At 62.2% G+C, this 24,268-nt stretch carries 20 protein-coding genes and 1 other RNA gene; 13 read left to right on the top strand and 8 right to left on the bottom strand.

Features of this window, described 5'->3' with window-relative positions; translation table 11 throughout:
• A partial coding sequence (locus Q0Y42_RS05870; RefSeq protein ID WP_297801166.1) for a cytochrome P450 occupies positions 1 to 602 on the top strand: 602 nt, incomplete at its 5' end.
• Here Q0Y42_RS05870 and Q0Y42_RS05865 read toward each other — a convergent pair.
• From Q0Y42_RS05865 to Q0Y42_RS05835, 7 genes are all read right to left on the bottom strand, one after another.
• On the bottom strand, positions 595 to 1,431 hold the full coding sequence (locus tag Q0Y42_RS05865) for a DUF5694 domain-containing protein (protein ID WP_297801164.1): 837 nt from the start codon (positions 1,429 to 1,431) through the stop codon (positions 595 to 597). The two genes, Q0Y42_RS05870 and Q0Y42_RS05865, sit on opposite strands and share 8 nt — an antisense overlap.
• A gap of 92 nt (positions 1,432 to 1,523) precedes the next feature.
• Positions 1,524 to 2,345, bottom strand: a complete 822-nt coding sequence (locus Q0Y42_RS05860; protein ID WP_297801162.1) for a TIGR00282 family metallophosphoesterase — start codon at positions 2,343 to 2,345, stop codon at positions 1,524 to 1,526.
• Positions 2,342 to 2,893: a 5-formyltetrahydrofolate cyclo-ligase gene (locus Q0Y42_RS05855; RefSeq protein WP_297801160.1), complete on the bottom strand. Its 552-nt coding sequence runs from the start codon at positions 2,891 to 2,893 to the stop codon at positions 2,342 to 2,344. Before Q0Y42_RS05855 ends, Q0Y42_RS05860 begins: the two co-directional genes overlap by 4 nt.
• Before the next feature lie 39 nt (positions 2,894 to 2,932).
• Positions 2,933 to 3,088, bottom strand: a non-coding RNA gene (ssrS, locus tag Q0Y42_RS05850) — 6S RNA.
• 51 nt (positions 3,089 to 3,139) lie between these two features.
• Positions 3,140 to 3,331 (bottom strand): hypothetical protein, encoded by a 192-nt coding sequence (locus Q0Y42_RS05845; protein WP_297801158.1) that lies wholly within the window; start codon positions 3,329 to 3,331, stop codon positions 3,140 to 3,142.
• A gap of 51 nt (positions 3,332 to 3,382) precedes the next feature.
• Positions 3,383 to 3,703, bottom strand: a complete 321-nt coding sequence (zapA, locus tag Q0Y42_RS05840) for a cell division protein ZapA (RefSeq protein ID WP_297801156.1) — start codon at positions 3,701 to 3,703, stop codon at positions 3,383 to 3,385.
• Positions 3,703 to 3,999, bottom strand: coding sequence for a hypothetical protein (locus Q0Y42_RS05835; RefSeq protein ID WP_297801155.1), 297 nt, complete (start codon positions 3,997 to 3,999; stop codon positions 3,703 to 3,705). The genes zapA and Q0Y42_RS05835 overlap by 1 nt, the downstream gene beginning before the upstream one ends.
• Positions 4,000 to 4,111: 112 nt before the next feature.
• Here Q0Y42_RS05835 and tkt point away from each other — a divergent pair, with 112 nt between their 5' ends.
• From tkt to rpoH, 12 genes are all read left to right on the top strand, one after another.
• Positions 4,112 to 6,088 (top strand): transketolase, encoded by a 1,977-nt coding sequence (gene tkt / locus Q0Y42_RS05830; protein WP_297801171.1) that lies wholly within the window; start codon positions 4,112 to 4,114, stop codon positions 6,086 to 6,088.
• A gap of 145 nt (positions 6,089 to 6,233) precedes the next feature.
• Positions 6,234 to 7,070 carry a hypothetical protein gene (locus tag Q0Y42_RS05825; protein ID WP_297801153.1) on the top strand — a complete coding sequence of 279 codons (837 nt, stop codon included), beginning with the start codon at positions 6,234 to 6,236 and terminating at the stop codon, positions 7,068 to 7,070.
• Between the two features lie 115 nt (positions 7,071 to 7,185).
• Entirely contained in the window at positions 7,186 to 8,397 is a 1,212-nt protein-coding gene (purT, locus tag Q0Y42_RS05820) for a formate-dependent phosphoribosylglycinamide formyltransferase (protein WP_297801151.1), read from the top strand.
• 118 nt (positions 8,398 to 8,515) lie between these two features.
• Positions 8,516 to 10,591 carry a carbon starvation CstA family protein gene (locus Q0Y42_RS05815; RefSeq protein WP_297801149.1) on the top strand — a complete coding sequence of 692 codons (2,076 nt, stop codon included), beginning with the start codon at positions 8,516 to 8,518 and terminating at the stop codon, positions 10,589 to 10,591.
• Positions 10,584 to 10,817 (top strand): CstA-like transporter-associated (seleno)protein, encoded by a 234-nt coding sequence (locus Q0Y42_RS05810; protein ID WP_366108091.1) that lies wholly within the window; start codon positions 10,584 to 10,586, stop codon positions 10,815 to 10,817. Before Q0Y42_RS05815 ends, Q0Y42_RS05810 begins: the two co-directional genes overlap by 8 nt.
• A 179-nt stretch (positions 10,818 to 10,996) precedes the next feature.
• Positions 10,997 to 12,004 carry a type I glyceraldehyde-3-phosphate dehydrogenase gene (gene gap, locus Q0Y42_RS05805; RefSeq protein WP_297801147.1) on the top strand — a complete coding sequence of 336 codons (1,008 nt, stop codon included), beginning with the start codon at positions 10,997 to 10,999 and terminating at the stop codon, positions 12,002 to 12,004.
• 140 nt (positions 12,005 to 12,144) lie between these two features.
• A complete protein-coding gene (locus tag Q0Y42_RS05800) occupies positions 12,145 to 13,338 on the top strand; it encodes a phosphoglycerate kinase (protein WP_297801145.1) in 1,194 nt (397 codons plus the stop codon).
• A 122-nt stretch (positions 13,339 to 13,460) separates the two neighbouring features.
• Entirely contained in the window at positions 13,461 to 14,525 is a 1,065-nt protein-coding gene (gene fba / locus Q0Y42_RS05795; RefSeq protein WP_297801143.1) for a class II fructose-bisphosphate aldolase, read from the top strand.
• A gap of 245 nt (positions 14,526 to 14,770) precedes the next feature.
• Positions 14,771 to 20,602, top strand: coding sequence for a YadA-like family protein (locus tag Q0Y42_RS05790; RefSeq protein ID WP_366108089.1), 5,832 nt, complete (start codon positions 14,771 to 14,773; stop codon positions 20,600 to 20,602).
• A 123-nt stretch (positions 20,603 to 20,725) separates the two neighbouring features.
• Positions 20,726 to 21,184: a DUF4019 domain-containing protein gene (locus Q0Y42_RS05785; RefSeq protein ID WP_297801139.1), complete on the top strand. Its 459-nt coding sequence runs from the start codon at positions 20,726 to 20,728 to the stop codon at positions 21,182 to 21,184.
• 107 nt (positions 21,185 to 21,291) lie between these two features.
• Positions 21,292 to 22,305: an RluA family pseudouridine synthase gene (locus Q0Y42_RS05780; protein WP_297801137.1), complete on the top strand. Its 1,014-nt coding sequence runs from the start codon at positions 21,292 to 21,294 to the stop codon at positions 22,303 to 22,305.
• A 208-nt stretch (positions 22,306 to 22,513) separates the two neighbouring features.
• Positions 22,514 to 23,398, top strand: a complete 885-nt coding sequence (gene rpoH / locus Q0Y42_RS05775) for an RNA polymerase sigma factor RpoH (protein WP_297801135.1) — start codon at positions 22,514 to 22,516, stop codon at positions 23,396 to 23,398.
• 62 nt (positions 23,399 to 23,460) lie between these two features.
• On the opposite strand, the gene Q0Y42_RS05770 is transcribed toward rpoH, so the two are convergent.
• Complete coding sequence (locus tag Q0Y42_RS05770; protein WP_297801133.1) at positions 23,461 to 24,264, bottom strand: response regulator; 804 nt, start codon at positions 24,262 to 24,264, stop codon at positions 23,461 to 23,463.
• Positions 24,265 to 24,268: the final 4 nt, after the last annotated feature.

The raw sequence follows: 24,268 nt of genomic DNA, 5'->3' as shown, positions 1-24,268 counted from the left end.
AGGTCATGTCCAACATCCTGACCTTCATCCTTGCGGGACACGAGACGACGGCGCTGACGCTGGGGTGGACGTTGCACCTCATCACGCGCGATGCCGCCGTGGCCCAAAAGCTGAAGGAAGAGGCTGACGGCTGGGACCGCTCGTCGGAGGGTATCAAGGGGCTGATCTGGCACCGCGCCGTGATCGAGGAGGCGATGCGCTTGTTCCCCCCTGCCCCCGCCATGATCCGTCAGGCCGTGGCCGACGATGTGATCGAGGGCCATGAGGTGAAGGCGGGCGACAGCATCGTCATCGCCCCGTGGCTGATCCAGCGGCACGAAAAGCTGTGGGACGAGCCGGAGGTGTTCCGCCCCGAACGCTTCCTGCCGGAAAACCGCAAGAGCATTGACCGATACGCTTGGCTGCCGTTCAGCGGCGGGCCGCGCATCTGCATCGGTGCGGCCTTCGCCATGCAGGAGGCGGTCGTGGCACTGGCCGAGATCATGAAGGCCGCCGATGTCGAGGCCATCACGCCTATAGAGCCCGTGCCGGTCCACCAGATCACGCTGCGCAGCCGCGAGACGATGCGTCTGCGACTGCGCGCGCGAAAACGGATCAGCTGACCGGATCGGCCAGATAGGGCGAGGCTTCTTCAAGCTCGAACCCCGGCGTATTGGCGATCAGTTGCTGGAGCCAATAGTTGTGGCCTACGCCATAGACCACGACGATGCGGTCGCCCGGCTGGGCGACGCTCATCAGCTTGGCAACGATGCGGGCGTTGCGCTCGAACCATCCGGCAGCAAGGGCCGCGCCTGGTTGGGTCACTCCATCGCCGGCTGTCAGAACCGAGAAGTAAAAGCCCGCATTGGTTTGGGTGACCTGCGGCCTGTTTATATCGGCCAGAATGTCGCCGATGCTGTCGACGGATTGGCGGCGTTCGAGTTCCGCCATCCATGCTGCGATGGGCGCGTTGATCTTGGCAAAGGCATCGGTCTTGCCGTTGGCGTTCCACCATTCCATTACCGGCTCGAACGGGAAGTAGTCGCGCGTATCCGACAGCTCATCGATCGCATAGACGCGGCCATTGCCGATCTTTGCCGCCAAGCGATAACCGATCTGGAAACGCTCGTCCGAGTGGGTGTTCAGTTGTTCGATCTCGAACGAGGGATAGACGTGATCCAACAGGGTGGCTGGATCGCGCGCGATGCGCTCGACCGCGACCGCCGTCGGTGCAAAGGCCATCAGGCGGTTCGAGATCGCCTCAAGCTCGGCCTGTTTTTCCGGCGTGGTAACGGGCGCGCTACGCGCATTGTTCAAATCCATGCCCGGATTGTCGAAATGGTATGAACCAACGACCATGACCTTGATCGGTTCGGGCGACTGGGCTGTGGCGGCTGTGGATGTGAACAGCAGCGCGAGCGATGCCAAGGCGAAAGCGGTCAGTTTGTGCATGGGGTTACCCTTATGAATACTGAGGGCAAGATGCACAAAAGGGCGGCTACAGATGCAGCCGCCCTCATTAAATCTTGTTTAGATTTAAAGGCTTAGAGCGTCGGGATCGACTGTTTCAGGCGTCCGCCGACGCGGATGGGCTCGATGCGTTTGGCAAGGCCCGTGCGGTCGTCGGTTTCGACGAAGACGCCGCAGACGGTCGCCGGACCGTGGGCTGGGGCGTAGCGGCCACCCGACAGGCGGGTGGTGAAGCGGCGCAGCGGCTCTTCCTTGTCGTTGCCGATGACGGAGTCATAGTCGCAGCAGCCGCCCGCGTCGGTCTGATAGGCGGTGCCGCCCGGAAGGATCTGGGCGTCGGCGGTCGGGACGTGGGTGTGGGTACCCACCACCAGCGAGGCGCGGCCATCGCAGAAATGGCCCATGCCCATCTTCTCGGCGGTAACCTCGGCGTGCATGTCGACGATCACGGCATCGGCCACGACGCCGAGCGGTGCGGCCTCTAGCTCGCGCTCGACGGCGCTAAACGGGTCGTCCATCGGGTCCATGTGGACGCGGCCCAGAACATTGATGACCAGAACGCGCATGCCGTCCGGCGTGACGAACACGTCGGCACCACGGCCCGGCGCGTCCATCAGCTTGGGATAGTTGGCCGGACGGATCAGGCGCGGCTCGCGCACGATATAGGTCAGGGCCTCGCGCTGGTCCCACGAGTGATTGCCCAGCGTGATGACGTCCGCCCCCGCTGCATAGATTTCGTTGGCGGTGTGTTCGGTGATGCCGAAGCCACCGGCGGCGTTCTCGCCGTTCACGACCACGAAGTCGAGTTTAAGGTCGCGGCGAAGGCCGGGCAGATGGTCCGTCAGACCATCGCGGCCGCTTTTGCCGATTACGTCACCGAAGAAAGCCAGTCTCATACGAAGGCTCTATAGCCGTTCTCGGTCAAAACACCATGCAGACGTATGTCATGCGCTTCGACGGGTAGGGTTTCGACCTGCTGGCCCGCAAAGGCCAGACCGACACGGACGGCATCGGGCAAGGCGGCGAAGGTTCGGTCATAATAGCCCCCGCCCTGCCCCAGCCGGTATCCGGCGGCATCAAACGCCACCAGCGGTGTGATGACCAGATCGGGCATGACAGTGCTGGCCAGATCCAGCGGTGCGGGGCATCCGGCCAGATCATCCTCCAGCGGATCACCCGGCGACCAGTGGCGGAAGACCATCGCCTCCTCGCGCGAGGTCACGACCGGAAGACACAGGGTTCGCCCCTGCGCCAGAAGGGCCTCGGCCAGATCATCTGTCGGCACCTCGGCCCCGATGGATCGGTAGAGCGCCACCACCTCGCCCGATGGCAGATCGGCGGCATGGGCCACGATGGCCTCAACCGCGTCGGGGGTGTTCAGCAGTTTGCGCTGGGCGCGCATGCGGGCGCGGATGTCGGCCTTGTCCATGCGGCTATGAAACACAAAACCCCGCCCTGCGGAACAGGACGGGGTTTTGGGTTGGCGGCGCCACAAGAACCGTGGGGCGATGAATCCTCTCGAACCTGAAAGACAGGTGGGCACCATATACTCAGGCCCTCGGGCCCGTGCAGGGACAGCTCCCTTCGAGATGATTAAGGCCGGGAGGAATGTAGTCCCCGACGAGGGCCGCAGCTGACCCGCCAAGGCACTAAATAAGGCCGCAAGGGTTTCCACTCAAGGGGAAACGGCTCAGGCTGCGCGGGTGACCGATGCGATCAGGTCCACAAGGTCCAGTTGGTCCTCGTCCACATCGGTGCCCGCGACAAGGCGCGGACGCGATCGTGCGGGGGCTTTGGGCGCATAGCTGGGCTGGGCATCCAGCCAGTCCAGCAGGTCCAGTTGGCGGTCATCCCCCTTTGGCTTGCGCGCACGCGAACGCACCGTCTTGCGGCGGCGTTTGGGTGTCTGCGATGCGGAAAGGGGGCGTATCAGCTAAAAGTTTTGCGCCAGCTTCTCCAGACGCGAGGCGACGGCGTTCAGGGCCTCGGCCACGCCATCATTGTTCGGAGTTGCCTCTGCCGCTGCGGGCGGAGAAGCGACCGGACGACCACGGCGGGCTTCGGAAAGCTCGTCCGCCAGCATCAGCGCGCCCATCAGAAACAGTTTCAGGTCACCGACCTGACCGACCTGATCGGCGACTTGAGAGACGCGATTGTTAAACTCCTGCGCCAACTGGGTGACGCGAGCCTCCTGTCCATCGGCACAGCCGACCGGATAGGAACGGCCATTCACTTCGACAGTTACTGTCGCCATTAACGCGACTCCACTTCGGATACAGAGCTTACTTCACTAATGGATTCGTCGGCCGGCTGTTCCAGAATTACGCGAACAGCCTGTGCAGCCGCCGCCAGAGCTTCGGCGGCCTCCTGTCCGGCAGCCTCCAACTCGGCCAGACGCGCGGCATTGGCCGGATCGGAAGAATCGGGCGCGAACAGGTCATTATCCGGCAATGAAGCGGCGTCAGACTTGGCTTTCATTTCGAGGAGCTTGCGCTCCAGTTCGTTCATAGCCCGGTCGATGCGGGCCTTGGCAGCGGTCAAGGCGTCCATATGCGTCCTTTCTTCAGATTCGCTATAGAACCCGTAGGCGCGGCGGGGTAAAGCGGCGCTATCCCCATTTCTCTGTTCTGAAAAAGGCTTTGCCGTGACAGACGCCCTTTCGATGTTCTCGAAAACCTCTCCGCAAATGATGGCCAACGCCATCCGAGTGCTGGCTATGGACGGCGTGGAAAAGGCAAAGAGCGGGCACCCGGGCATGCCGATGGGCATGGCCGACGTCGCGACCGTGCTTTTCTCGAAATTCCTGAAGTTTGACGCGAGCCGCCCCGACTGGGCCGACCGCGACCGCTTCATCCTGTCGGCCGGTCACGGCTCGATGCTGATTTACGCCCTGCTGCACCTGACCGGTTACAAGCAGGCCACCCGCGAACAGCTGGAAAACTTCCGCCAGTGGGGCTCCAAGACGGCGGGCCACCCCGAGTACGGCCACCTCGAAGGCGTCGAGGTCACCACCGGCCCGCTGGGGCAGGGCATTGCCCACTCGGTCGGCTTCGCCATGGCCGAGCGCCATCTGGCCGCCCGCTTCGGTTCGGACCTTGTCGACCACCGCACCTGGGTGATCGCCGGTGACGGCTGCCTGATGGAAGGCATTTCGCAGGAAGCCATCGCACTGGCCGGTCGTCTGAAGCTGAACAAGCTGACCGTGCTGTGGGACGACAACGCCATCACCATCGACGGCTCGGTCGCCCTTTCGGACTCGACCGACCAACTGGCCCGCTTCAAGGCTTCGGGCTGGGCTGTGAAGGCCATTGACGGCCACGACCACGGCCAGATCAAGAAGGCTCTGGCTTGGGCCACCAAGCAGGACAAGCCGACCCTGATCGCCTGCAAGACCAAGATCGGCAAGGGCGCTGCCACCATGGAAGGCAGCCACAAGACCCACGGTGCCGCGCTGGGTGCGACCGAAATCGCCGCAACCCGCCAAGCCATGGGCTGGACCGCTGCGCCGTTCGAGATTCCGGCTGATCTGGACAAGGAATGGAAGAAGATCGGCAAGGCCGGTGCCAAGCACCGCAAGGCGTGGGAAGCCCGCCTGCTGAACCACCCGCAGCGTGACGACTTCACCCGCGCCATGGCCGGCGATCTGCCGAACAACGCCTTTGCCGCGCTGGAAGCCAAGATCAAGGAACTGGTCGCCGACAAGCCCGCCATGGCTACGCGCCAGTCCTCGGGCGAGGCTCTGGCCACCGTGTTTGACGCCATTCCGGAAATGGTCGGCGGCTCGGCTGACCTGACCGGCTCGAACAACACCTTCGTGGCCAACACCCAGATCTTCGACGCCCCGACCTATCAGGGCCGCTATGTGAACTATGGCATCCGCGAGTTCGGCATGGCCGCCGCAATGAACGGCATGGCCCTGCACGGCGGTGTCATTCCGTACGGCGGCACCTTCATGGTGTTCTCGGACTACAGCCGTCCGGCGATCCGTCTGGCCGCACTGATGGGCATCCGCGTGATGCACGTCCTGACCCACGACTCTATCGGTCTGGGCGAAGACGGCCCGACCCACCAGCCGGTCGAGCATCTGGCCGCCCTGCGCGCCATCCCGAACCTGCTGGTCTTCCGTCCGGCAGACACGGTCGAGGCGCTGGAATGCTGGCAGGTCGCGCTTCAGAACAAGACCACGCCGTCGGCCCTGTGCCTGTCGCGCCAGAAGACCCCGGCGGTGCGTACTACCGACGCAGGCGAGAACCTGTCGCGCAAGGGTGCCTATGAGCTGAAGGCCGCCAACGGTGCCGCCAAGGTCAGCCTGTTCGCCACCGGCACCGAGGTCGCCATCGCCCTCAAGGCTGCCGAACAGCTGGAAGCCGAAGGCATCGCCACCCGCGTGGTGTCGGTCCCCTCGTTCGAACTGTTCGCCCAACAGCCGAAGGCCTATCAGGACAGCGTCATCGCCCGCGGCACCGTCCGCATCGCGGTGGAGGCCGGTCTGGAACAGGGCTGGGCCAAGTTCATCGGTGAAGACGGCGGCTTTGTCGGCATGACCGGCTTTGGTGCCTCGGCTCCGGCGGAGGTCCTCTACAAGGAGTTCGGCATCACCGCCGAGGCCGTGGTCGAACAGGCCAAGGCGCGCCTGTAAGGCCTGCCTCTCTAGAGGTTCCAAGCAAAAGCCGGACTGGAAACAGTCCGGCTTTTTTATGGCTACCGTACCGCCGGTTTTACGGCCGATTATGATTTCCCCACCTAAGAGGGACCAAACAGGCACCAGCCTGCAGGGGGACATCATGCTTAGATCATTTTTGCGGGCCGCCGTCTGTGCGATCGCCCTATCGGCCTGTGCCGCCGGACCGACATTGGCCCAAGTCCAAACCTTCATTGACGAAGAGGGCGACGAGATGGTGCTGGATACAGAGCGGTATCGATCCAGCTATTATCTGTTGTTCGCGCCGGTCCCGTTAGGTGATGGCCCCATGTCTGCGCCGCGCCTTTTGGCCGATACGCCGCAGGCCCGCGCCATCAATGCCGAGCTTGTACGTTTGGGTCAGGTCCGCATTGCGGGCAAGGTGCAGGACATAAACGGCGATTGCGAGATCGATCGCTCTTATTTCACCACCCTGTATGGCCCCGACTACGTCGCCTTCGACATTTTCACGGGTGGTTATTGCGAGGACAGCGACGAGGAGGCTGAAGAGTGGCACCGCGTCACCTTCGACATGTCCACCGGACAACCGGTTGATCTGGCGGCTGCCCTGCCCGCGCTCCGGTTGCAGGCCTCGGACGGATCAACATCCCTTTACGATGGCCGCTACACCTCGCCCCTTCTCGACCGCCTCTATGTCGAGCGCATCACGCAAGAGGCCGATCCCGAGAATGAATGCGAGAGCGTCTGGACGGCCGAGGCAATGGCGGGTTCCACCTATGCGCTGATCCTCAGCGCCGAAGAGGGCGGCCTTAGCTTCATGCCAGAACTGCCACAGGTCATGGCGGCCTGCGGCGACCCGGTGACATTGAGCGCCGACGAACTGGCGGCCTACGGCGCATCCGACCGCTTGGTCCGAGCCCTGCGTATCGCCCATGAGGGCGGCCATTGGGCCCCGCAGTTCAAAGACGAGGAAGACTAGGCTCTTGTGAGGCGGCTCGATATTCGGGCCGCCTTTTTGCTGCGCAGACTTGCCTGCCCGAGAGAGTTTGATCATTCAGGCGCAGATCGACATCTTGCGCTGCAGAGAGTTCCCTATGAGCGAGCAACCCTTCCGTCTTGGCACCCCGCTTTCGGACAGCGCCGTGCGCGTCATGCTGTTGGGCTCGGGGGAACTGGGCAAGGAAGTGGCTATCGAACTGCAGCGCCTCGGGGCCGAGGTGATCGCCGTTGACCGCTATGCCAATGCGCCCGCCATGCAGGTGGCGCACCGCAGCCACGTCATCCCGATGACCGATCCGCAGGTGCTGAACGGTCTGATCATGGCCGAAGCGCCGCACATCATCGTGCCGGAAATCGAGGCCATCGCCACCGACGCCCTGGCCTTTATCGAACAGGCGGGTCTGGCCAAGGTGGTGCCGACCGCCCGCGCGACTCAGCTGACCATGAACCGCGAAGGCATCCGTCGTCTGGCCGCCGAGGAACTGGGCCTGCCGACCAGTGCCTATGAGTTTGCGTCGAGCGCCGAGGAGCTGGCTGCGGGGGCCGCAAAGGTCGGCTTCCCCTGCTTTGTGAAGCCGGTCATGTCGTCCTCGGGCAAGGGTCAGTCCTATGTCGAGAGCGCCGATCAGGTCGAAGCGGCATGGAACTATGCCGAAGAGTCCGGCCGTGTGGCGGGTGGCAAGGTCATCGTCGAAGGCCGCATCGACTTTGACTTTGAAATCACCCTTCTGACCGTCCGCTCGCGTGGAACGGACGGCGAGACCCGCACCGATTTCTGCGCCCCCATTGGCCATCGTCAGGTCAAGGGCGACTATGTGGAAAGCTGGCAGCCGCAAGCCATGAGCGAGGCCGCGCTGAAGTCCGCACAGGATATCGCCGCCAAGGTCACGGGCGCGCTGGGCGGCTGGGGCGTATTCGGGGTCGAGCTGTTCGTGAAGGGCGATCAGGTCTGGTTCTCGGAAGTCTCGCCTCGCCCGCACGATACGGGTCTGGTGACGCTGGGCAGCCAGGCCCAGAGCGAGTTCGCGCTTCATGCCCGTGCCATCCTCGGCCTTCCGGTCGATATCTCGCAGCGCGAGATCGCTGCCAGCGCGGTCATCTATGGTGGCATGGAAGCCGAGGGCATCGCCTTTGAGGGTGTGGCCGAGGCACTGGCCGTTCCGACGGCGGAACTGCGCCTGTTCGGCAAGCCGGAAAGCTTCGAGCGCCGCCGCATGGGCGTCGCTGTGGCCCGTGGGGCCACCACCGATGAAGCCCGCGCCCGCGCCACCGAGGCCGCGCAAAAGGTCAAGCCTGTCAAAGCTTAAGGCTTAACCTCTACGACCTTAGTCGCCCCTTCCGCGACCGACGGTTGCACAACGGCTTTTTTGAATAGCACTATCCTCCCGCAAGACCGCTTGTTCAGGCGGCGCGGGAGGAACTGTCTTGGGTAAGTTGAAAACCGGCCTCATTTTCGGGGCGATCGCCATTTTGGGGGCCGTATCGGTCGCCATTCTGGCCCTGCACAAGGGCGAGAGCATCAGTGCCGTCTGGATGGTGACGGCAGCGCTCTGTATCTATGTCATCGCCTATCGCTTCTATGCCAAATTCCTGGCGTGGAAGGTGATGAAGCTGAACGCCGCGCGCCCGACGCCTGCGGTCCGGCACAATGACGGGCTGGATTACGTTCCCACCCCGCGCAATGTCCTGTTCGGGCACCATTTCGCGGCTATCGCGGGCGCAGGGCCGCTGGTCGGTCCGGTGCTGGCGGCCCAGATGGGCTATCTGCCCGGCATGCTCTGGATTCTGATCGGCGTGGTTATCGCCGGTGCGGTTCAGGACATGATGGTGCTGTTCATGTCGACCCGCCGCGACGGCAAGTCGCTGGGTGACATGGTCCGCACGGAAATGGGCAACATCCCCGGCATTATCGCCCAGATCGGCGTCTTGATGATCATGATCATCATCCTTGCCGTGCTGGCGCTGGTGGTCGTCAAGGCGCTGGCGGAAAGCCCGTGGGGCACGTTCACTGTCGCCGCCACCATCCCCATCGCCATCTTCATGGGCCTTTATACGCGCTTCCTTCGTCCGGGCCGCGTGGGCGAGGTTTCGGTCATCGGCGTTGTCTTGCTGATCGGTTCGATCCTGCTGGGCGGACAGATCGCCTATCACCCCGTCTGGGGTCCGGCCTTTACCCTGTCGGGTACGACGCTGGCCATTGCCATGATGGCCTATGGCTTTGTGGCCTCGGTTCTGCCGGTTTGGCTGCTGCTGGCACCGCGTGACTATCTGTCGACCTTCCTGAAGATCGGCGCGATCCTCGCCTTGGCCATCGGCATTCTGATTGTGCGTCCGCACCTGCAGATGCCCGCCATCACCCAGTTCATCGATGGCTCGGGTCCGGTCTTCTCCGGCGCGCTCTTCCCCTTCCTGTTCATCACCATCGCCTGTGGTGCTGTGTCGGGTTTCCACGCCCTGATCTCGTCGGGCACCACGCCCAAGCTACTGGAGAACGAGAACCAGATCCCGCTCATCGGCTATGGTGCCATGCTGTGTGAGAGCTTCGTGGCGGTCATGGCCCTGATCGCCGCCTGTGTGCTGGATCCGGCGGTCTATTTCGTCATGAACAGTCCGGCTGCGGTCATCGGTACCGACGTCAACTCTGCGGCGGCAGCGGTGGCGCAGTGGGGCTTCCACATCTCGCCGACGGACCTTGAGCAACTGGCCAAGGATGTGGGCGAACACTCCATCCTGTCGCGCGCGGGCGGTGCCCCTACCCTCGCCGTCGGCATGGCTCACATTCTGTCCAGCGTGATCGGCGGTCAGGCCATGATGAGCTTCTGGTACCACTTCGCCATTCTGTTCGAGGCGCTGTTCATCCTGACCACTGTGGATGCGGGCACCCGCGTCTGCCGATTTATGATCCAAGACCTGCTGGGCGTCGCCATTCCCAAAATGCGCGAGACCCACAGTTGGGGAGCCAATGTGGTCGCAACGGCGCTGACGGTCGCCCTGTGGGGCTACTTCCTCTATGCGGGCGTGGTTGATCCGCTGGGCGGTATCAACAGCCTGTGGCCGCTGTTCGGCATCGCCAACCAGATGCTGGCGGCGATTGCCCTGATGCTGGGCACTGTGGTGCTGTTCAAGATGAAGCGTCAGCGGTTCGCGTGGGTTACCATCGTGCCTGCTTGCTGGCTGTTGATTTGTACCCTGACGGCAGGGATGCAGAAGCTGATCCATCCGGACGTGCGCGTTGGCTTCATCGCCCACGCCAAGAAATATCAGGCGGCTCTGGCCAATGGCGAAGTGCTGGCTCCGGCCAAGTCGGTCCCCGATATGAACCACATCATCTTCAATGATTATGTGAACTCGGCCCTGACGGCAGGCTTCCTGTTCGTGGTGGTCACTGTGCTGTTCTACAGCATCGCCGCCTGCATGAAGGCCGCGAAGTCTTCTGTACCGACGGCGGTGGAAATCCCGTCGGCCGAGGAGCTGGAACAGGAGGGTGTGGCCCGTGCTTAACGCCTCTCTGCCGGAGGTTCTTTGCAACTGTCGCGACACCCTGACGCGATGGGGCAAGGATGCCCGACGGACCGCCAACCTGATGATCGGACAGCCCGACTATGATGCCTATGTGGCCCATAGTCGGGCCACCCACCCCGATCAGCCTCCGCTGGATCGGACCGCCTTTTTCCGCCTGCACGAAGCGCGACGCTTTGGCGCAGGTGGCGGGTTCAAATGCTGCTGATTCCCGCCGATTGCGGTGCCCCGATCCGGCAAGGCTGGGTCGGGGTTGCCGTTTTTGGATAAAAAAGCCTTTTCTGTAACTGATGTTCGCCATCTGTGAGCGGCCAAGACTTGCATGTCGGCCCTCATCGTCCCATTGAGACGCCAAACTTTCGTCGTTCCTGACTTGGAGATCCAACCATGACCGTTCGCGTCGCCATTAACGGCTTTGGCCGTATCGGCCGTCTTGTTCTTCGCTCGATCGTCGAGCATGGCCGCAAGGACATCGAGGTCGTGGCGATCAACGACCTGGGTCCGGTTGAGACCAACGCCCACCTGCTGCGCTATGACTCGGTCCACGGCCGTTTCCCGGGCACCATCACCTCGGGTGAAGACTGGATCGACGTCGGCACCGGCAAGATCAAGGTCACTGCAGAGCGCGATCCGGCCAAGCTGCCGCACGCCGAACTGAAGGTGGACATCGCCCTCGAGTGCACCGGCATCTTCACCTCGAAGGAAAAGGCTTCGGCCCACCTGACCGCAGGTGCCAAACGCGTTCTGGTTTCGGCTCCGGCTGACAACGCCGACAAGACCATCGTCTTCGGCGTGAACCACGAGACCCTGACCGCCGACGACATCATCGTGTCGAACGCTTCGTGCACCACCAACTGCCTGGCACCGATTGCCAAGGTTCTGAACGAACTGGTCGGCATCGAGCGTGGCTACATGACCACCATCCACGCCTACACCGGCGACCAGCCGACGCTGGACACCATGCACAAGGACCTGTACCGCGCCCGCGCTGCAGCCCAGTCCATGATCCCGACCTCGACCGGGGCCGCTAAGGCTGTGGGTCTGGTTCTGCCGGAACTGAAGGGCAAGCTGGACGGCTCGTCGATCCGCGTCCCGACCCCGAACGTCTCGGTCGTTGACCTGAAGATCGTCGCTGGCCGCGCCACCACCGTGGAAGAAGTCAACGCCGCTCTGGAAGCTGCTGCCAATGGCCCGATGAAGGGTGTCCTGTTCACCACCAAGGACCCGCTGGTTTCGATCGACCTGAACCACGTCGCCGCCTCGTCGACCGCTGCCCTGCCGCAGACCCAAGTCATCGACGGCACTCTGGTCCGCGTGCTGAGCTGGTACGACAACGAGTGGGGCTTCGCCACCCGCATGTCGGACACCGCCCTGCAGATGGCCAAATTCCTCTGATCCGGTCGCGGGTCATGACGGCCCGCCCCTGAACAGATAGACCATCCATGAAGGGCTCCCGCCATGCTGACGGGAGCCCTTCTTTCAAATCCCACGGCCTTCAAGGCTCATCCCTCCGGCCAAAAGATCAGATCGATCCCATGACCTTCCGCACTCTCGACGACGCCAAAGACCTTTCCAGCAAGACCGCCCTCGTCCGCGTGGACTTCAACGTCCCGATGGAGAACGGTGCCGTTACCGACGACACCCGCCTGCGCGTGGCCCTGCCGACCATCAACAAGCTGCGTGAAGCCGGTGCCAAGGTGGCGCTGCTGGCCCACTTCGACCGTCCCAAGGGCGCGCGCGTGCCGAGCATGAGCCTGAAGCCGGTTGTCGAGCCGCTGGAGAACCTGCTGGGTGCGCCGGTCCGTTTTGCCGACGACTGCATTGGCGATGAAGCCAAGGCTGCCCTTGCCGACACCGACGCCGGCGGCGTGGTGCTGCTGGAGAATGTGCGCTTCCACAAGGGCGAGGAAAAGAACGACGCCGACTTCGCCAAGGCTCTGGCCGAACTGGGCGACATCTACGTCAACGACGCCTTCTCGGCGGCGCACCGCGCCCACGCCTCGACCGAAGGTCTTGCCCGCATCCTTCCGGCCTATGCCGGTGAGTCCATGCGCCGCGAACTGGAAGCGCTGGACAAGGCTCTGGGCACTCCGGTCAAGCCGGTGATCGGCATCGTCGGCGGTGCCAAGGTTTCGACCAAGCTGGACCTGCTGAAGAACCTCGTCGCCAAGCTGGACTACCTCGCCATCGGCGGCGGCATGGCCAACACCTTTCTGCACGCCCAGGGCGTCGATGTCGGCGGCTCGCTGTGCGAGAAAGACCTTGCCGACACCGCCCGCGAGATCATGGAAGAAGCCCGTCAAAAGGGTTGCGAGCTGCTGCTGCCGGTCGATGTGGTTGTGGCCAAGGGCGTCAAGCCGGGCATCGAGTCGGGCGTGCGCGCTCTGGACCGTATCGCCGCTGACGACCTGATCCTCGACGCTGGTCCTGAAACCGTCGCCCGCCTGACCCGCGCCATGGGCCTGTCCAAGACCCTAATCTGGAACGGCCCGCTGGGGGTGTTCGAGGTGCCGCCGTTCGACGCCGCGACCGTGGCCGCCGCCAAGGAAGCGGCCGAATTGGCCAAGGCTGGCAAGCTGACGGCTGTGGCTGGTGGCGGTGATACCGTGGCTGCCCTGAACCATGCCGGTGTCGTCGAGGACATGACCTTTGTCTCGACCGCTGGCGGTGCCTTCCTCGAATGGATGGAAGGCAAGGCACTGCCGGGCGTCGAAGCCCTGCGCGCCTGATTTTATCATGGGGACGGATGCCCGGTGTGTCCGTCCCTTTGCTTATAGCTCGTATAACGTGACTTCACGGCCAAGCCGCTGTAAGTCCCCGTCAACTAAACACCCGTTTCTGGAGACCTCTGATGGCACGCATCACCCTGCGTCAGCTGCTCGATCACGCCGCTGAGAACGACTACGGCCTGCCCGCCTACAACATCAATAATATGGAGCAGGGTCTGGCCATCATGGAGGCCGCCGACGCCGTCAACGCGCCGGTCATCATCCAGGCTTCGCGCGGTGCACGCAGCTATGCCAACGACGTGGTTCTGGCCCGTCTGATCGACGCTCTTGTTGAGCTTTACCCGCACATTCCGGTCTGTATGCACCAGGACCACGGCAACGGCCCGGCCACCTGCGCCACCGCCATCCAGTACGGCTTTACCTCGGTGATGATGGACGGCTCACTGGAAGAGGACGCCAAGACGCCTGCATCGTACGAATACAACGTCGACGTCACCCGTCGCGTTGTCGAAATGGCCCACTCGTGCGGCGTTTCGGTCGAAGGCGAACTGGGCGTTCTGGGCTCGCTGGAAACTGGCATGGGCGAAGCCGAAGACGGCCACGGCTTTGAAGGCAAGCTGGACCACTCGGCCCTGCTGACGGATCCGGACCAAGCCGTCGAGTTCGTGAAGGCCACCAAGGTTGATGCTCTGGCCATCGCCATGGGCACCTCGCACGGTGCCTACAAGTTCACCCGCCAGCCGGACGGTGAAGTGCTGGCCATGAACGTGATCGAGGAAATCCACCGCCGTCTGCCGAACACTCACCTGGTGATGCACGGGTCGTCGTCGGTACCGCAGGACCTGCAGGACATCATCAACGCCTATGGCGGCCAGATGCCGCAAACCTGGGGCGTGCCGGTGGAAGAGATCCAGCGCGGCATCAAGAACGGCGTGCGCAAGGTGAACATCGACACCGATAACCGCATGGCCATGACCGGTGCCATCCGCAAGCTCCTGACCGAAAAGCCGGGCGAGTTCGACCCGCGCTCGTATCTGAAGCCCGCCAAGGAAGCTATGCGCAAGCTTTGCCAGGAACGTTACCTGCAATTCGGTTGCGAAGGCATGGCCGATAAGATCAAGCCGCTTTCGACAGCTCAGATGGCAAAACGTTACGCTTCTGGCACGCTCGATCCGCAGATCGGATAATTTACTAAAGTATAAGTACTTAGCTCCTCGAGACGATCGTTTCGGGGAGCTTTTTTATGTCTTTTTCGAGGTGGAATTAAGCGTCTCTATTAAGGACGTTTGCTGCCCACATCACAACTTTGACCGTAAATTCAAACACTCACATCCGTAAACAAATCTAATTATTCCGGCTTAAACCGGAACCATTTTAGATAGCGCTGCTTTCCGGCCTGGAACTGTACGTCATTACCAGTCTGGAGTGAGTTATGAACGTCTCGCAGAAACAGGTGCTGTTATGCGCCGTGGCCTCATTAGCCTTGAGCGCGGCTATGCAAGCAAATGCTCAGAGTGTTGATCCCACTATTGGCCAACATGTTTTGACCGCTGATGGTGAAGTCTATGGTGCGCGCGCGCATTCGCTCGGCATCCGTGCAAAAGCAAATGGCGAAGACAGCACCGCTGTCGGTGCCGACACGACTGCGAGCGAAGGCGGCACTGCCCTAGGGACTGATGCTGAAGCAACCGGCGTCAATTCTACGGCTATCGGCCATGATGCGTCGGCAGTGGGCCGGAATTCGATTGCAATGGGTTTTGAAGCTTCCGCGGCCGATGAAGCCGGCATTGCAATCGGCCATGGTGCTATTGCGAGCGCAGCTCAAGGTATTGCTATCGGTACCGACGCAACTGCATCGGGCGCATCGAGCACTTCGATCGGCACTAGCGCTGGCTATGGCGCAACTGGCGATCGTGCGACGGCTATCGGCTTTAACGCTGGCCGCGGAACGACCGGATCGAACAACGTGGCCATGGGTTACGACGCTGGCCGTAACATTGAAGGCAGCCTCAACACCTCGATTGGCGGCGGAAACACCGGCAGCAACTCGCGTGGTGATGGTAACACCACCATCGGTTATATCGCTGGCTATAACGTCACCGGTGACTACAACACCGCCATGGGTGTGCAGGCCAACCAGCTGAGCAATGGTAGCTCGTCGCTGTCACTGGGCCACAACTCGGGCACCTATCGTACCGGTAACGGTACCATCAACTTGGGTGCATTTGCCGGTGCTGGCACTTCGGCCAACCGCGTCACCATGGACCAATCGATTTCGGTAGGTACCGGGGCTCGCGCTCTCGCGAACCACGCGACCGCGATCGGTTCTGGCACCCAGACAGCATCCCTTGGCTTGGCATCATTTGGTGCGCGTGCTTTGGGCGAAAGCTCCATCGCCATCGGCGGCAGCGCCACCCAAGCCGCACTCGCCAGCGGTCAACGTGCGATTGCGGTCGGCGAAGCTTCTACGGCTGCGGGTGATTCCTCGCTGGCCATCGGCCGCGGCGCCGAAGCAAACGGCACGAACGCGATTTCGATCGGTACCGGCAACGTCGTCAACGGCGACAACTCGGGCGCGATCGGTGACCCGAGCATCATTGACGGCGCAAACTCCTACAGTGTCGGTAACAACAACACGATCGGTGCAGGCGCTGACAACACCTTCGTTCTCGGCAACGACGTGAACATCGCTGCCGGCATTGCCAACGCCACGGCGCTGGGCAATGCCTCGCAGGTGAACGCTGCAGGCGGCGTGGCACTAGGTTCGGGCTCGATCTCGGATGCTGCGGTTGCCACGACTGGCACCACCATTGGCGCGACCAACTACACCTTTGCCGGTGTAGCTCCCGCCAGCTCGGTCAGCATCGGCTCGGCAGGCAACGAACGTACCCTGACCAACCTCGCCGCAGGTCGTCTGGCAGCGAACTCGACCGATGCCGTCAATGGCTCGCAGCTGTTTGCGACGAACCAGGCCATCAATGCTCTGGCTTCGACCGCAGGCAAGGTCCCGTACGTCAGCATCCGCCATACGGGCGCTGCTGTCGGTAACTTCAACTCGGACGGTGCGACCGGAAACGACGCTATCGCTATTGGTCCTAACGCAGGTGCTACCGGCAACAATACGGTAGCAATGGGCTATAATGCTCAGGCTAGCGCCAACGAAGGCGTCGCTATCGGTCTCAACTCTGTAGCGAGCGGCAACTCCGGCTCCGCTTTCGGCAATGCGGCGCAGGCTACCGAGCGCCTGAGCACTGCTCTGGGCAACAACACCCTCGCTTCGGGCATCCGCTCGACGGCAGTGGGCGAACGATCACAAGCCACCGCTGCCAACGCATTCGCCGCCGGCAGTGACGCTGTTGCCAGCGGCGTGCGCTCGGTTGCTATCGGTAACGGAACGCGGGCGATTGCCGACGACAGCACCGTAATCGGCCGCAATGCTGGTCAAAACTCCACAGCCGCATCGATCGATCAACTTGCGCTGGGGCAAAACTCGGGTCGAAATGTCGACGGTGCCGGCAACGTATCGGTCGGTAAGAACTCTGGTCAAACCGTCATCGGAAACCGTAACACCTCTATGGGTGACGGGGCAGGTGGCATTGTTACCGGTAGCCGAAATCTGGCGATCGGTGATAACTCCGGTAGAACCGTAACTGGCGGATACAACGCAGCATTTGGTGCCGAGGCAGGTCAGGAAGTTACGGGACTTCGAAACCTTGCCGTCGGCGCGCGAGCCGGTTCTGTCGTCGAGGGCGAGTACAACGCCGCCTTTGGTGAATCTGCGGGTCGCGACGTTGAGGGTAACGGCAACCTTGCCCTTGGCCGTGGCGCCGGCTCCAACATCTCTGGCTATGGTCTGTTCTCGAGTGGCGGGCACAACAACGTCGGTATCGGCCGCAACGCGGGTAGTGACGTAGCAGGATCGCGTAACGCAGCTCTCGGCTTCAATGCCGGCCTCGCTGCAAGTGGCAATAACAACACGTCGTTTGGATCGTACGCCGGCAATAACGTCAGCGGCAACTTCAACATCGCCCAAGGTTATTGGGCCGGCAGCAATGCCGCCGGTCAGCTAAACGTCGCAACGGGCTTCGGTGCCGGCGCTTATGTCACTGGCAACAGCAACATCGCCATCGGTAATGAAGCGGGTACACTCGCCCGAGCATCGGAAAGCGTCATCGATGGCAGCCTGAGCGTCAATACTACCACTCCGCTAGATGTCGACTTTGCAGTCGCGGTGGGCTCGAGAGCCGTCTCTCAAGTCGACTCCGGTGTGGCAATCGGCTCGCTCGCCAGCGTCACAGGAGCCCGAGGGTTGGCTATCGGTGCAGGCTCTGAATCGTCGCATGCCCGCAGCATTGCTCTGGGTGATGGCGCGACGACGACAGCTGCCGTTGGAACCTCCGGCGTGACCTTGGGTAGCACTAACTACACCTTTGCTGGTGTTGCCCCGATCGGCACCCTCAGCATCGGTTCGGCTGGTAACGAGCGCACCATCACCAACGTGGCCGCTGGTCGCCTTTCGCCGACCTCGACCGACGCGGTGAACGGTTCGCAACTGTTCGCCACCAACCAGGCACTGGGAACTCTGGCCGCTGCCTCGGGTACCGCTCGCTACGTCAGCATTAATGATGGTGGCACGCCGAAAGCCAACGTCAACTCTGACGGTGCCACAGGCGTAGATTCCGTTGCCATCGGTCCGAATGTTACAGCCATTGGTAACAACAGCACTTCGATCGGCTCGGATAACTCCGCTGACGGCTTCAGCAGCCTGTCGATCGGTACAGGAAACCAAGCCGATGGTATCCAGAGCCAGTCGATTGGTGACGACAACGAAGCTGTAGGCGAATATTCCAAAGCCTTCGGCACGAGCAACCTAGCCTACGGCGCACAGTCGATGGCTCTTGGTGGCGAGAACATCACTGAAGGCGACCGCTCCCTAGCTATCGGTATCAACAACTATACCTCGACAGAGTACTCGCAAGCGATCGGTGCCAATAACCAGGTGGATGGCGAACGTGCCCAGGCGATCGGTCTCGACAACCTCGCTGCCGGTGACTTCTCCCAGGCTTTCGGCATCAACAACGAAACCAGCGGTGAAAACTCGCAAGCACTTGGCAACAACAACTTGGCCACTGCCCAGTACAGCCAAGCAATCGGTGCGGACAACGAAGCTAGCGGCGAATACAGCCAAGCCTTCGGTGTAGGTAACGAGGCCAGCGGCCTTTACAGCCAATCGATCGGTGCCGACAACTGGACGACCGGCGACTATGGCCAGTCGATCGGTTTCGAGAACGAGAACACCGGAATCGGTGGTATCGCCATCGGTCGACGCAACGACACCGAGGGCCTGAACGCTCTTGGCCTAGGTGAAAACAACGATATCGAAGGCGACTACGGCATCGGTATCGGCACCAACAACTTTGCGGATGGTCAATACGCCCAAGCCATGGGCTTCAATAACCGTGCCGAAACCGACAACACCATTGCTTATGGCAGCAACAATACGGCGTCTGCCGCTTATGCCACAGTAATCGGCAGCAACTCGTCGGCAACTGCAGAACGCGCGATCGCACTGGGCACCAACGCCCAAGCCACCCATGCAGACAGCGTGGCTCTGGGCTCTAACTCGGTAACTTCGGCCGCAGTCGGCACCGCCTCCACCACCTTGCTGGGCACGACCTACAACTTCGCAGGTACGGCTCCGATCGGTACCGTCAGCATCGGTTCGGCCGGCAACGAGCGCACCCTCACCAACCTGGCCGCAGGTCGTCTGTCGGCGACCTCGACCGACGCGGTGAACGGCTCGCAACTGTTTGCCACCAACCAAGCCCTGAACACCCTGTCGACCACCTCGGCCGCAGGCTGGAACATCAGCGCTGATGGTGCCAATGCAACTGCGGTCGGCACCGGCAGCACCACGGGCAACGCCGTGGATCTGTCGAACACCGACGGCAACATCGTGGTCGGCAAGACCGCGACCTCGAACGATGTCACCTTCGATCTGGCTGACGATGTCACCATCGCCAACAGCCTGAGCGTCGGCGGCACCACCATTGACGCCAGCGGCATCACGACCAACGCCCTGAACGTGGGTCCGAACTTCAGCGTCAATGCTTCGGGTGCGACCTACAACGGTCCGATCACGGCCGGTAATCACATCGTCAACAAGGACTATGTGGACAACGCCGCCAGCCAGGCCGCTGACAACGTCAGCATCGGCTTCACGGGCAACGACGGTGCCGTCGTCAACCGCGGTAACGGCCAATCGCTGGCCATCCGTGGCGACGCCACCACCGCCGGCACCTACTCGTCGGGTAACCTGCGCACAGAAACCGATCCGGCCAGCGGCTCGGTGATCCTGCAAATGGCTGACGCCCCGCGCTTCGGTAATGTCGTCATCAACGACGGCGGCACCGGCCGCATCACCGGCGTGACCGCAGGCATCCTGTCCTCGACCAGCACCCACGCTGTGAACGGCAGCCAGCTGGTGGCCTTCGGTGACAGCATGGCAGCCGCCTTCGGTGGCAACTCCAGCTACGATCCGACCACCAACAGCTTCTCGGCCAGCATCACCATCGGCGATACCGTCTATAACAACCTGCAAGACGCATTTAATGCGGCGGCGCAGAGCGGCGGTAACGGCGGCGGCAGCTGGATCCTGAACTCGGGTGCTACCGGCACCGGCATCAACGGTGACTCGACCGGGCCGGCTACGGTCCGTCCGGGCGATACCGCGACCTTCATCGCCGGCGACAACATCATCAAGACCCAAAGCGGGACTTCGGTCGAGTTTGCGTTGAACGAACACCTGCGCGGTGTCGAAAGCCTCGAGATTGTTGGCGGCCCGACCATCAACGGTGACGGCATCAACATGAACAACCACCGCATCACCGGTCTGGCCGACGGCGTTGACCCGACCGATGCTGTGAACGTTCGTCAGCTGAATGCCGGTCTGAGCGAGACGCTGAACAAGGCCAACTACTACACCGACGTGGCCATCAACCGTCTGGGCAACCAGATGAATGAACTGCACCGCGACGCCAGCGGCGGTACCGCTGCCGCCATGGCTGTCGGCACCCTGCCGCAAGCCATCACTCCGGGCGGCAACGTTCTGGGTATGGGCGTCTCGACTTGGGGCGGCGAGCAAGCAGTGGCCGTTGGCTACTCGCGAGCCACCACCGACGGTCGCTACATCCTGCGCGCCTCGGGCACCTACAACACCCGCAATCAGGGTGGTGCCGCAGTGGGTGTCGGCATCCAGTTCTAAGACGCCAACAGACTGGAGGGCGGGATCTTCGGATCCCGCCCTTTTTCTTTGTGCAACGCCTTTTGCATCTAACCGTTACGCTTCCGACGCGACTGCCCGCGTCATTCCTTACGGATTCAGGACATGAGATCCATCTTTCGGGCTCCGGCTCACGCACTGGTACTGGCTTTGACGACCGCCACACTGGCTCCGGCCATGGCTGGCAGCGATGTCGCTCATGCTCAGGCCATGCCCAACACCTATGTTGAAGCGGGCATGATCGTCGTCTCCGCCATCGATCGCTACGAGATGGCTGGCGTCTGGGAAGCCGCCTCCCCCGTGATGAAGGGCTCGGTGCCCCAAGAACGGTTCATCGCCAACATTGCCCAAAAGCGCGCGCTCCTAGGGGCAATCCGCAGCCGCGAATGGCTTTCTGTGATGAAACTGCCTGTCACGGCCCAGAATGGCGGCCTGCCTCCGGGCCAGTACGTTTCCGTGCGCTTTGCAACCACAGGCGCGAACGGTCGCACCATGGAAGAAGTCATCTCCTTCCGCCTCGACGATGACGCCCAATGGCGTCTGGTCGGCTACAGCCTCAACTAATCTGCTGAGAGGTGAGTCACCCACCCTCACCTAGGTTCAAGGCGCTTACGCCCGCGTAAGCGCCTTTGCCTATACGCTCGCCCACCCAAGCCATGCTATTTCGGGGCATGGCCGATGAAATCTCCCCCCAAGACGAAGTACTGAACGAGGGTGCCGACATCCTGCAAGCCGAGCTGGCTTCAGGCGGCGCACGTCTGGATAAGGCGCTGGCCGAAGCCTTCCCCATGCTGTCGCGCGCCCGCATCCAGAACCTCCTCGCCGAAGGGGCCATCAGCCATAACGGCCAGACACTGACGTCCGGCAAGGGCAAGGCCACGCCCGGTCTTTATGAAATCGCCCTGCCGCCCGTCGCCCCCGCCGATCCCGAGCCCGAGAACATTCCGCTCAACGTCCTGTACGAAGACGCCCATCTGATCGTCATCGACAAGCCCGCCGGTATGGCCTCACACCCTGCTCCCGGTTGCGAGACAGGCACATTGGTCAACGCCCTGCTGCACCACTGCGGCGCGTCCCTGTCCGGCATCGGCGGCGTCGCCCGACCGGGCATCGTCCACCGTCTGGACAAGGACACCTCCGGCGTCATGGTCGCCGCAAAAACCGACGAAGCGCACCAAGGCCTGTCGGCCCTGTTTGCCACCCACGACATCGAGCGCACCTATATCGCGCTGGTCCGTGGCTGCCCCTCGCCGGATCGCGACCGCATCGAAACCCTGATCGGCCGCTCGCCCCACGACCGCAAGAAGATGGCCGTCCTCAAATCTTCAGGCCGAAACGCCATCACCGACTATGTGGTCCAACGCAAGTTCGGCGTGCCCGCAAAGGCTGGCGCTGCGCCCATGGCCTCGCGTGTCGCCTGCACCTTACACACAGGCCGCACCCATCAAATCCGTGTCCACATGGCCTCGCGCGGCAGTCCGCTTCTCGGCGATCCTGTCTACGGTTCCGGGGCTGCCGCCCTGCCGGTCCGTCAGGCCTTGGAAGAGCTGGATTTTCGCCGTCAGGCGCTGCACGCCGCCATTCTCGGCTTCGTCCATCCTGTCACGCGCGAACCCTTACGGTTCGAAACCGACCTGCCCCAAGACATGAAGACGCTTGAAGACCGCCTCACCATGCTTGATTAGAAACAATCGCTGTGCTAGTTACCAATCATTGATAGTGTTTGCGTGCAACGAACAAAAACAGGCATCAAAAAAGGCGATTTGGTCGCGGTTTTGCCTCTTTAAATTCATGCAACGGAATACCATCTCGAACCATTGAGAGGCGAGGACGTGGTGCACAATGGTGGCCACAGCCGCAGTGCCTGCTCTTCAAATCGGTCGGAGGGACCACATGGCCAACACTACTTTGACGGTGATGTCGCCTGAACAGGGGCTGTCGCGTTATCTGTCGGAAATCCGCAAGTTTCCGATGCTCACCAAGGACGAAGAGTTCATGCTGGCCAAGCGCTGGTCTGAACATCAGGACCCCGAAGCGGCCCACCGCTTGGTGACATCGCACCTTCGCCTCGTGGCCAAGATCGCCATGGGTTATCGCGGCTACGGCCTGCCGATCGGCGAAGTCATTTCCGAAGGCAACGTCGGCCTGATGCAGGCCGTCAAGAAGTTCGATCCGGACAAGGGCTTCCGTCTGGCCACCTATGCCATGTGGTGGATCCGCGCCTCGATCCAAGAATACATTCTGCGTTCGTGGTCGCTAGTCAAAATGGGTACCACTGCGGCCCAGAAGAAGCTGTTCTTCAATCTCCGCAAAGCCAAGAGCCAGATCTCGGCTTTTGAAGACGGCGACCTGCGCCCCGAGCATGTCGAACACATCGCGACCCAGCTTGGTGTGTCGGAACAGGACGTCATCGACATGAACCGCCGCCTTTCGGGCGACGCCTCCCTGAACGCGCCCATGCGTGCAGACGGCGAATCCGAATGGCAGGACTGGCTGGCCGATGACGAAGCTGTTTCGCAGGAAACCCGCCTCGCCGACGACGAAGAGCGCGACATCCGCATGTCCCTCCTTCAGGAAGCGATGGAAGAGCTGACCGACCGCGAGAAGCACATCCTCACCGAGCGCCGCCTCAAGGACGATCCGGTCACCCTCGAAGAACTGGCCTCGCAATACGGCGTTAGCCGCGAGCGTGTCCGCCAGATCGAGGTCCGCGCCTTCGAAAAGCTGCAAAAGGCCATGCAGGCTGCGGCTCTGGAACGCAATCTCGTCAACGCCTGACGACCACCTCCCCCTCCCCCGAAGCGAAAAGGGCGACTGGATCACTCCAGCCGCCCTTTTTGTTAGCTCGCTTCTGCTCTGGGTGTCGTCGGCACTGCCAGCGCCAGCACCCCTTTAACAGGGGCCATCAACTGACCCAGTGATGTCCTGCCCGCCTGCAGTTCCGTCTCCAGCGAAACCGTCGCCATGGCCAGCGCAGCATCGCCGGTCTTGACCGCAATCGCCTTCAGCGTCCGTGACTGCTCGGCAATGGCGCGAACCGCCTGTTGCGGGTCGCTGGAATACTGGGTCATGGCCGAGGCGAGAATACGCATCGCCTGATCCTTCATCGACGCCACGCTCGGCGCGCTGTCATTGTCTGCACGACGCTTGCGCGGCCCTGCATAGTCCGCGGAGTTAAAGCGCCTACGGTCCGGCCCCACATAACCCACTGCCTCGACCCAGTCGCGCGGCTTGGTCGCCAGATTTTCGATCCGGCGATACAGATCACCGCTAGTATAGGGCTTGCGCAGAAACTCGTGCACGCCCGCATCGCGCGCGCCCTTGATCGACGATGCCGTCGCATCCGCCGTCACCATGATGATCGGTGCGCGCCGCGTGCTCAGCGAGGATCGGCGGATACGGCGCGCCAGATGCTCTCCGTCCAGCTTCGGTCCCGAACGCTCGATGACAAACAGCCCCGGCTCCATCTCGCGTGCCAGATCGATGATCCGCGTCTCATCCGCTTCGATCACCACATCGCGCGTGCCAAACCCCTTCAGCAGGTCCGCCATCAGCTTGGCTGCCGCTGGATTGGGATCGACGATGATCACACGGCGAACCACCGGTGCGATCTTCTGCATGGATTTGGTGTCTAGAGCGAACAAAGGC

It is taken from the genome of uncultured Brevundimonas sp. (genome assembly GCF_947305955.1).
GTDB lineage: Bacteria > Pseudomonadota > Alphaproteobacteria > Caulobacterales > Caulobacteraceae > Brevundimonas.
Note: the sequence above shows the minus strand (reverse complement) of the source record. Positions and strands in the feature narration are given on the sequence as shown.

Excerpts from the sequence above, each read along its gene's own strand:
- Q0Y42_RS05865 (WP_297801164.1), bottom strand. The coding sequence starts at position 1,431 with ATGCACAAACTGACCGCTTTCGCCTTGGCATCGCTCGCGCTGCTGTTC.
- Q0Y42_RS05860 (WP_297801162.1), bottom strand. The coding sequence starts at position 2,345 with ATGAGACTGGCTTTCTTCGGTGACGTAATCGGCAAAAGCGGCCGCGAT.
- zapA (WP_297801156.1), bottom strand. The coding sequence starts at position 3,703 with ATGGCGACAGTAACTGTCGAAGTGAATGGCCGTTCCTATCCGGTCGGC.
- Q0Y42_RS05835 (WP_297801155.1), bottom strand. The coding sequence starts at position 3,999 with ATGGACGCCTTGACCGCTGCCAAGGCCCGCATCGACCGGGCTATGAAC.
- tkt (WP_297801171.1), top strand. The coding sequence starts at position 4,112 with ATGTTCTCGAAAACCTCTCCGCAAATGATGGCCAACGCCATCCGAGTG.
- Q0Y42_RS05825 (WP_297801153.1), top strand. The coding sequence starts at position 6,234 with ATGCTTAGATCATTTTTGCGGGCCGCCGTCTGTGCGATCGCCCTATCG.
- purT (WP_297801151.1), top strand. The coding sequence starts at position 7,186 with ATGAGCGAGCAACCCTTCCGTCTTGGCACCCCGCTTTCGGACAGCGCC.
- gap (WP_297801147.1), top strand. The coding sequence starts at position 10,997 with ATGACCGTTCGCGTCGCCATTAACGGCTTTGGCCGTATCGGCCGTCTT.
- Q0Y42_RS05800 (WP_297801145.1), top strand. The coding sequence starts at position 12,145 with ATGACCTTCCGCACTCTCGACGACGCCAAAGACCTTTCCAGCAAGACC.
- fba (WP_297801143.1), top strand. The coding sequence starts at position 13,461 with ATGGCACGCATCACCCTGCGTCAGCTGCTCGATCACGCCGCTGAGAAC.
- Q0Y42_RS05790 (WP_366108089.1), top strand. The coding sequence starts at position 14,771 with ATGAACGTCTCGCAGAAACAGGTGCTGTTATGCGCCGTGGCCTCATTA.
- Q0Y42_RS05785 (WP_297801139.1), top strand. The coding sequence starts at position 20,726 with ATGAGATCCATCTTTCGGGCTCCGGCTCACGCACTGGTACTGGCTTTG.
- Q0Y42_RS05780 (WP_297801137.1), top strand. The coding sequence starts at position 21,292 with ATGGCCGATGAAATCTCCCCCCAAGACGAAGTACTGAACGAGGGTGCC.
- rpoH (WP_297801135.1), top strand. The coding sequence starts at position 22,514 with ATGGCCAACACTACTTTGACGGTGATGTCGCCTGAACAGGGGCTGTCG.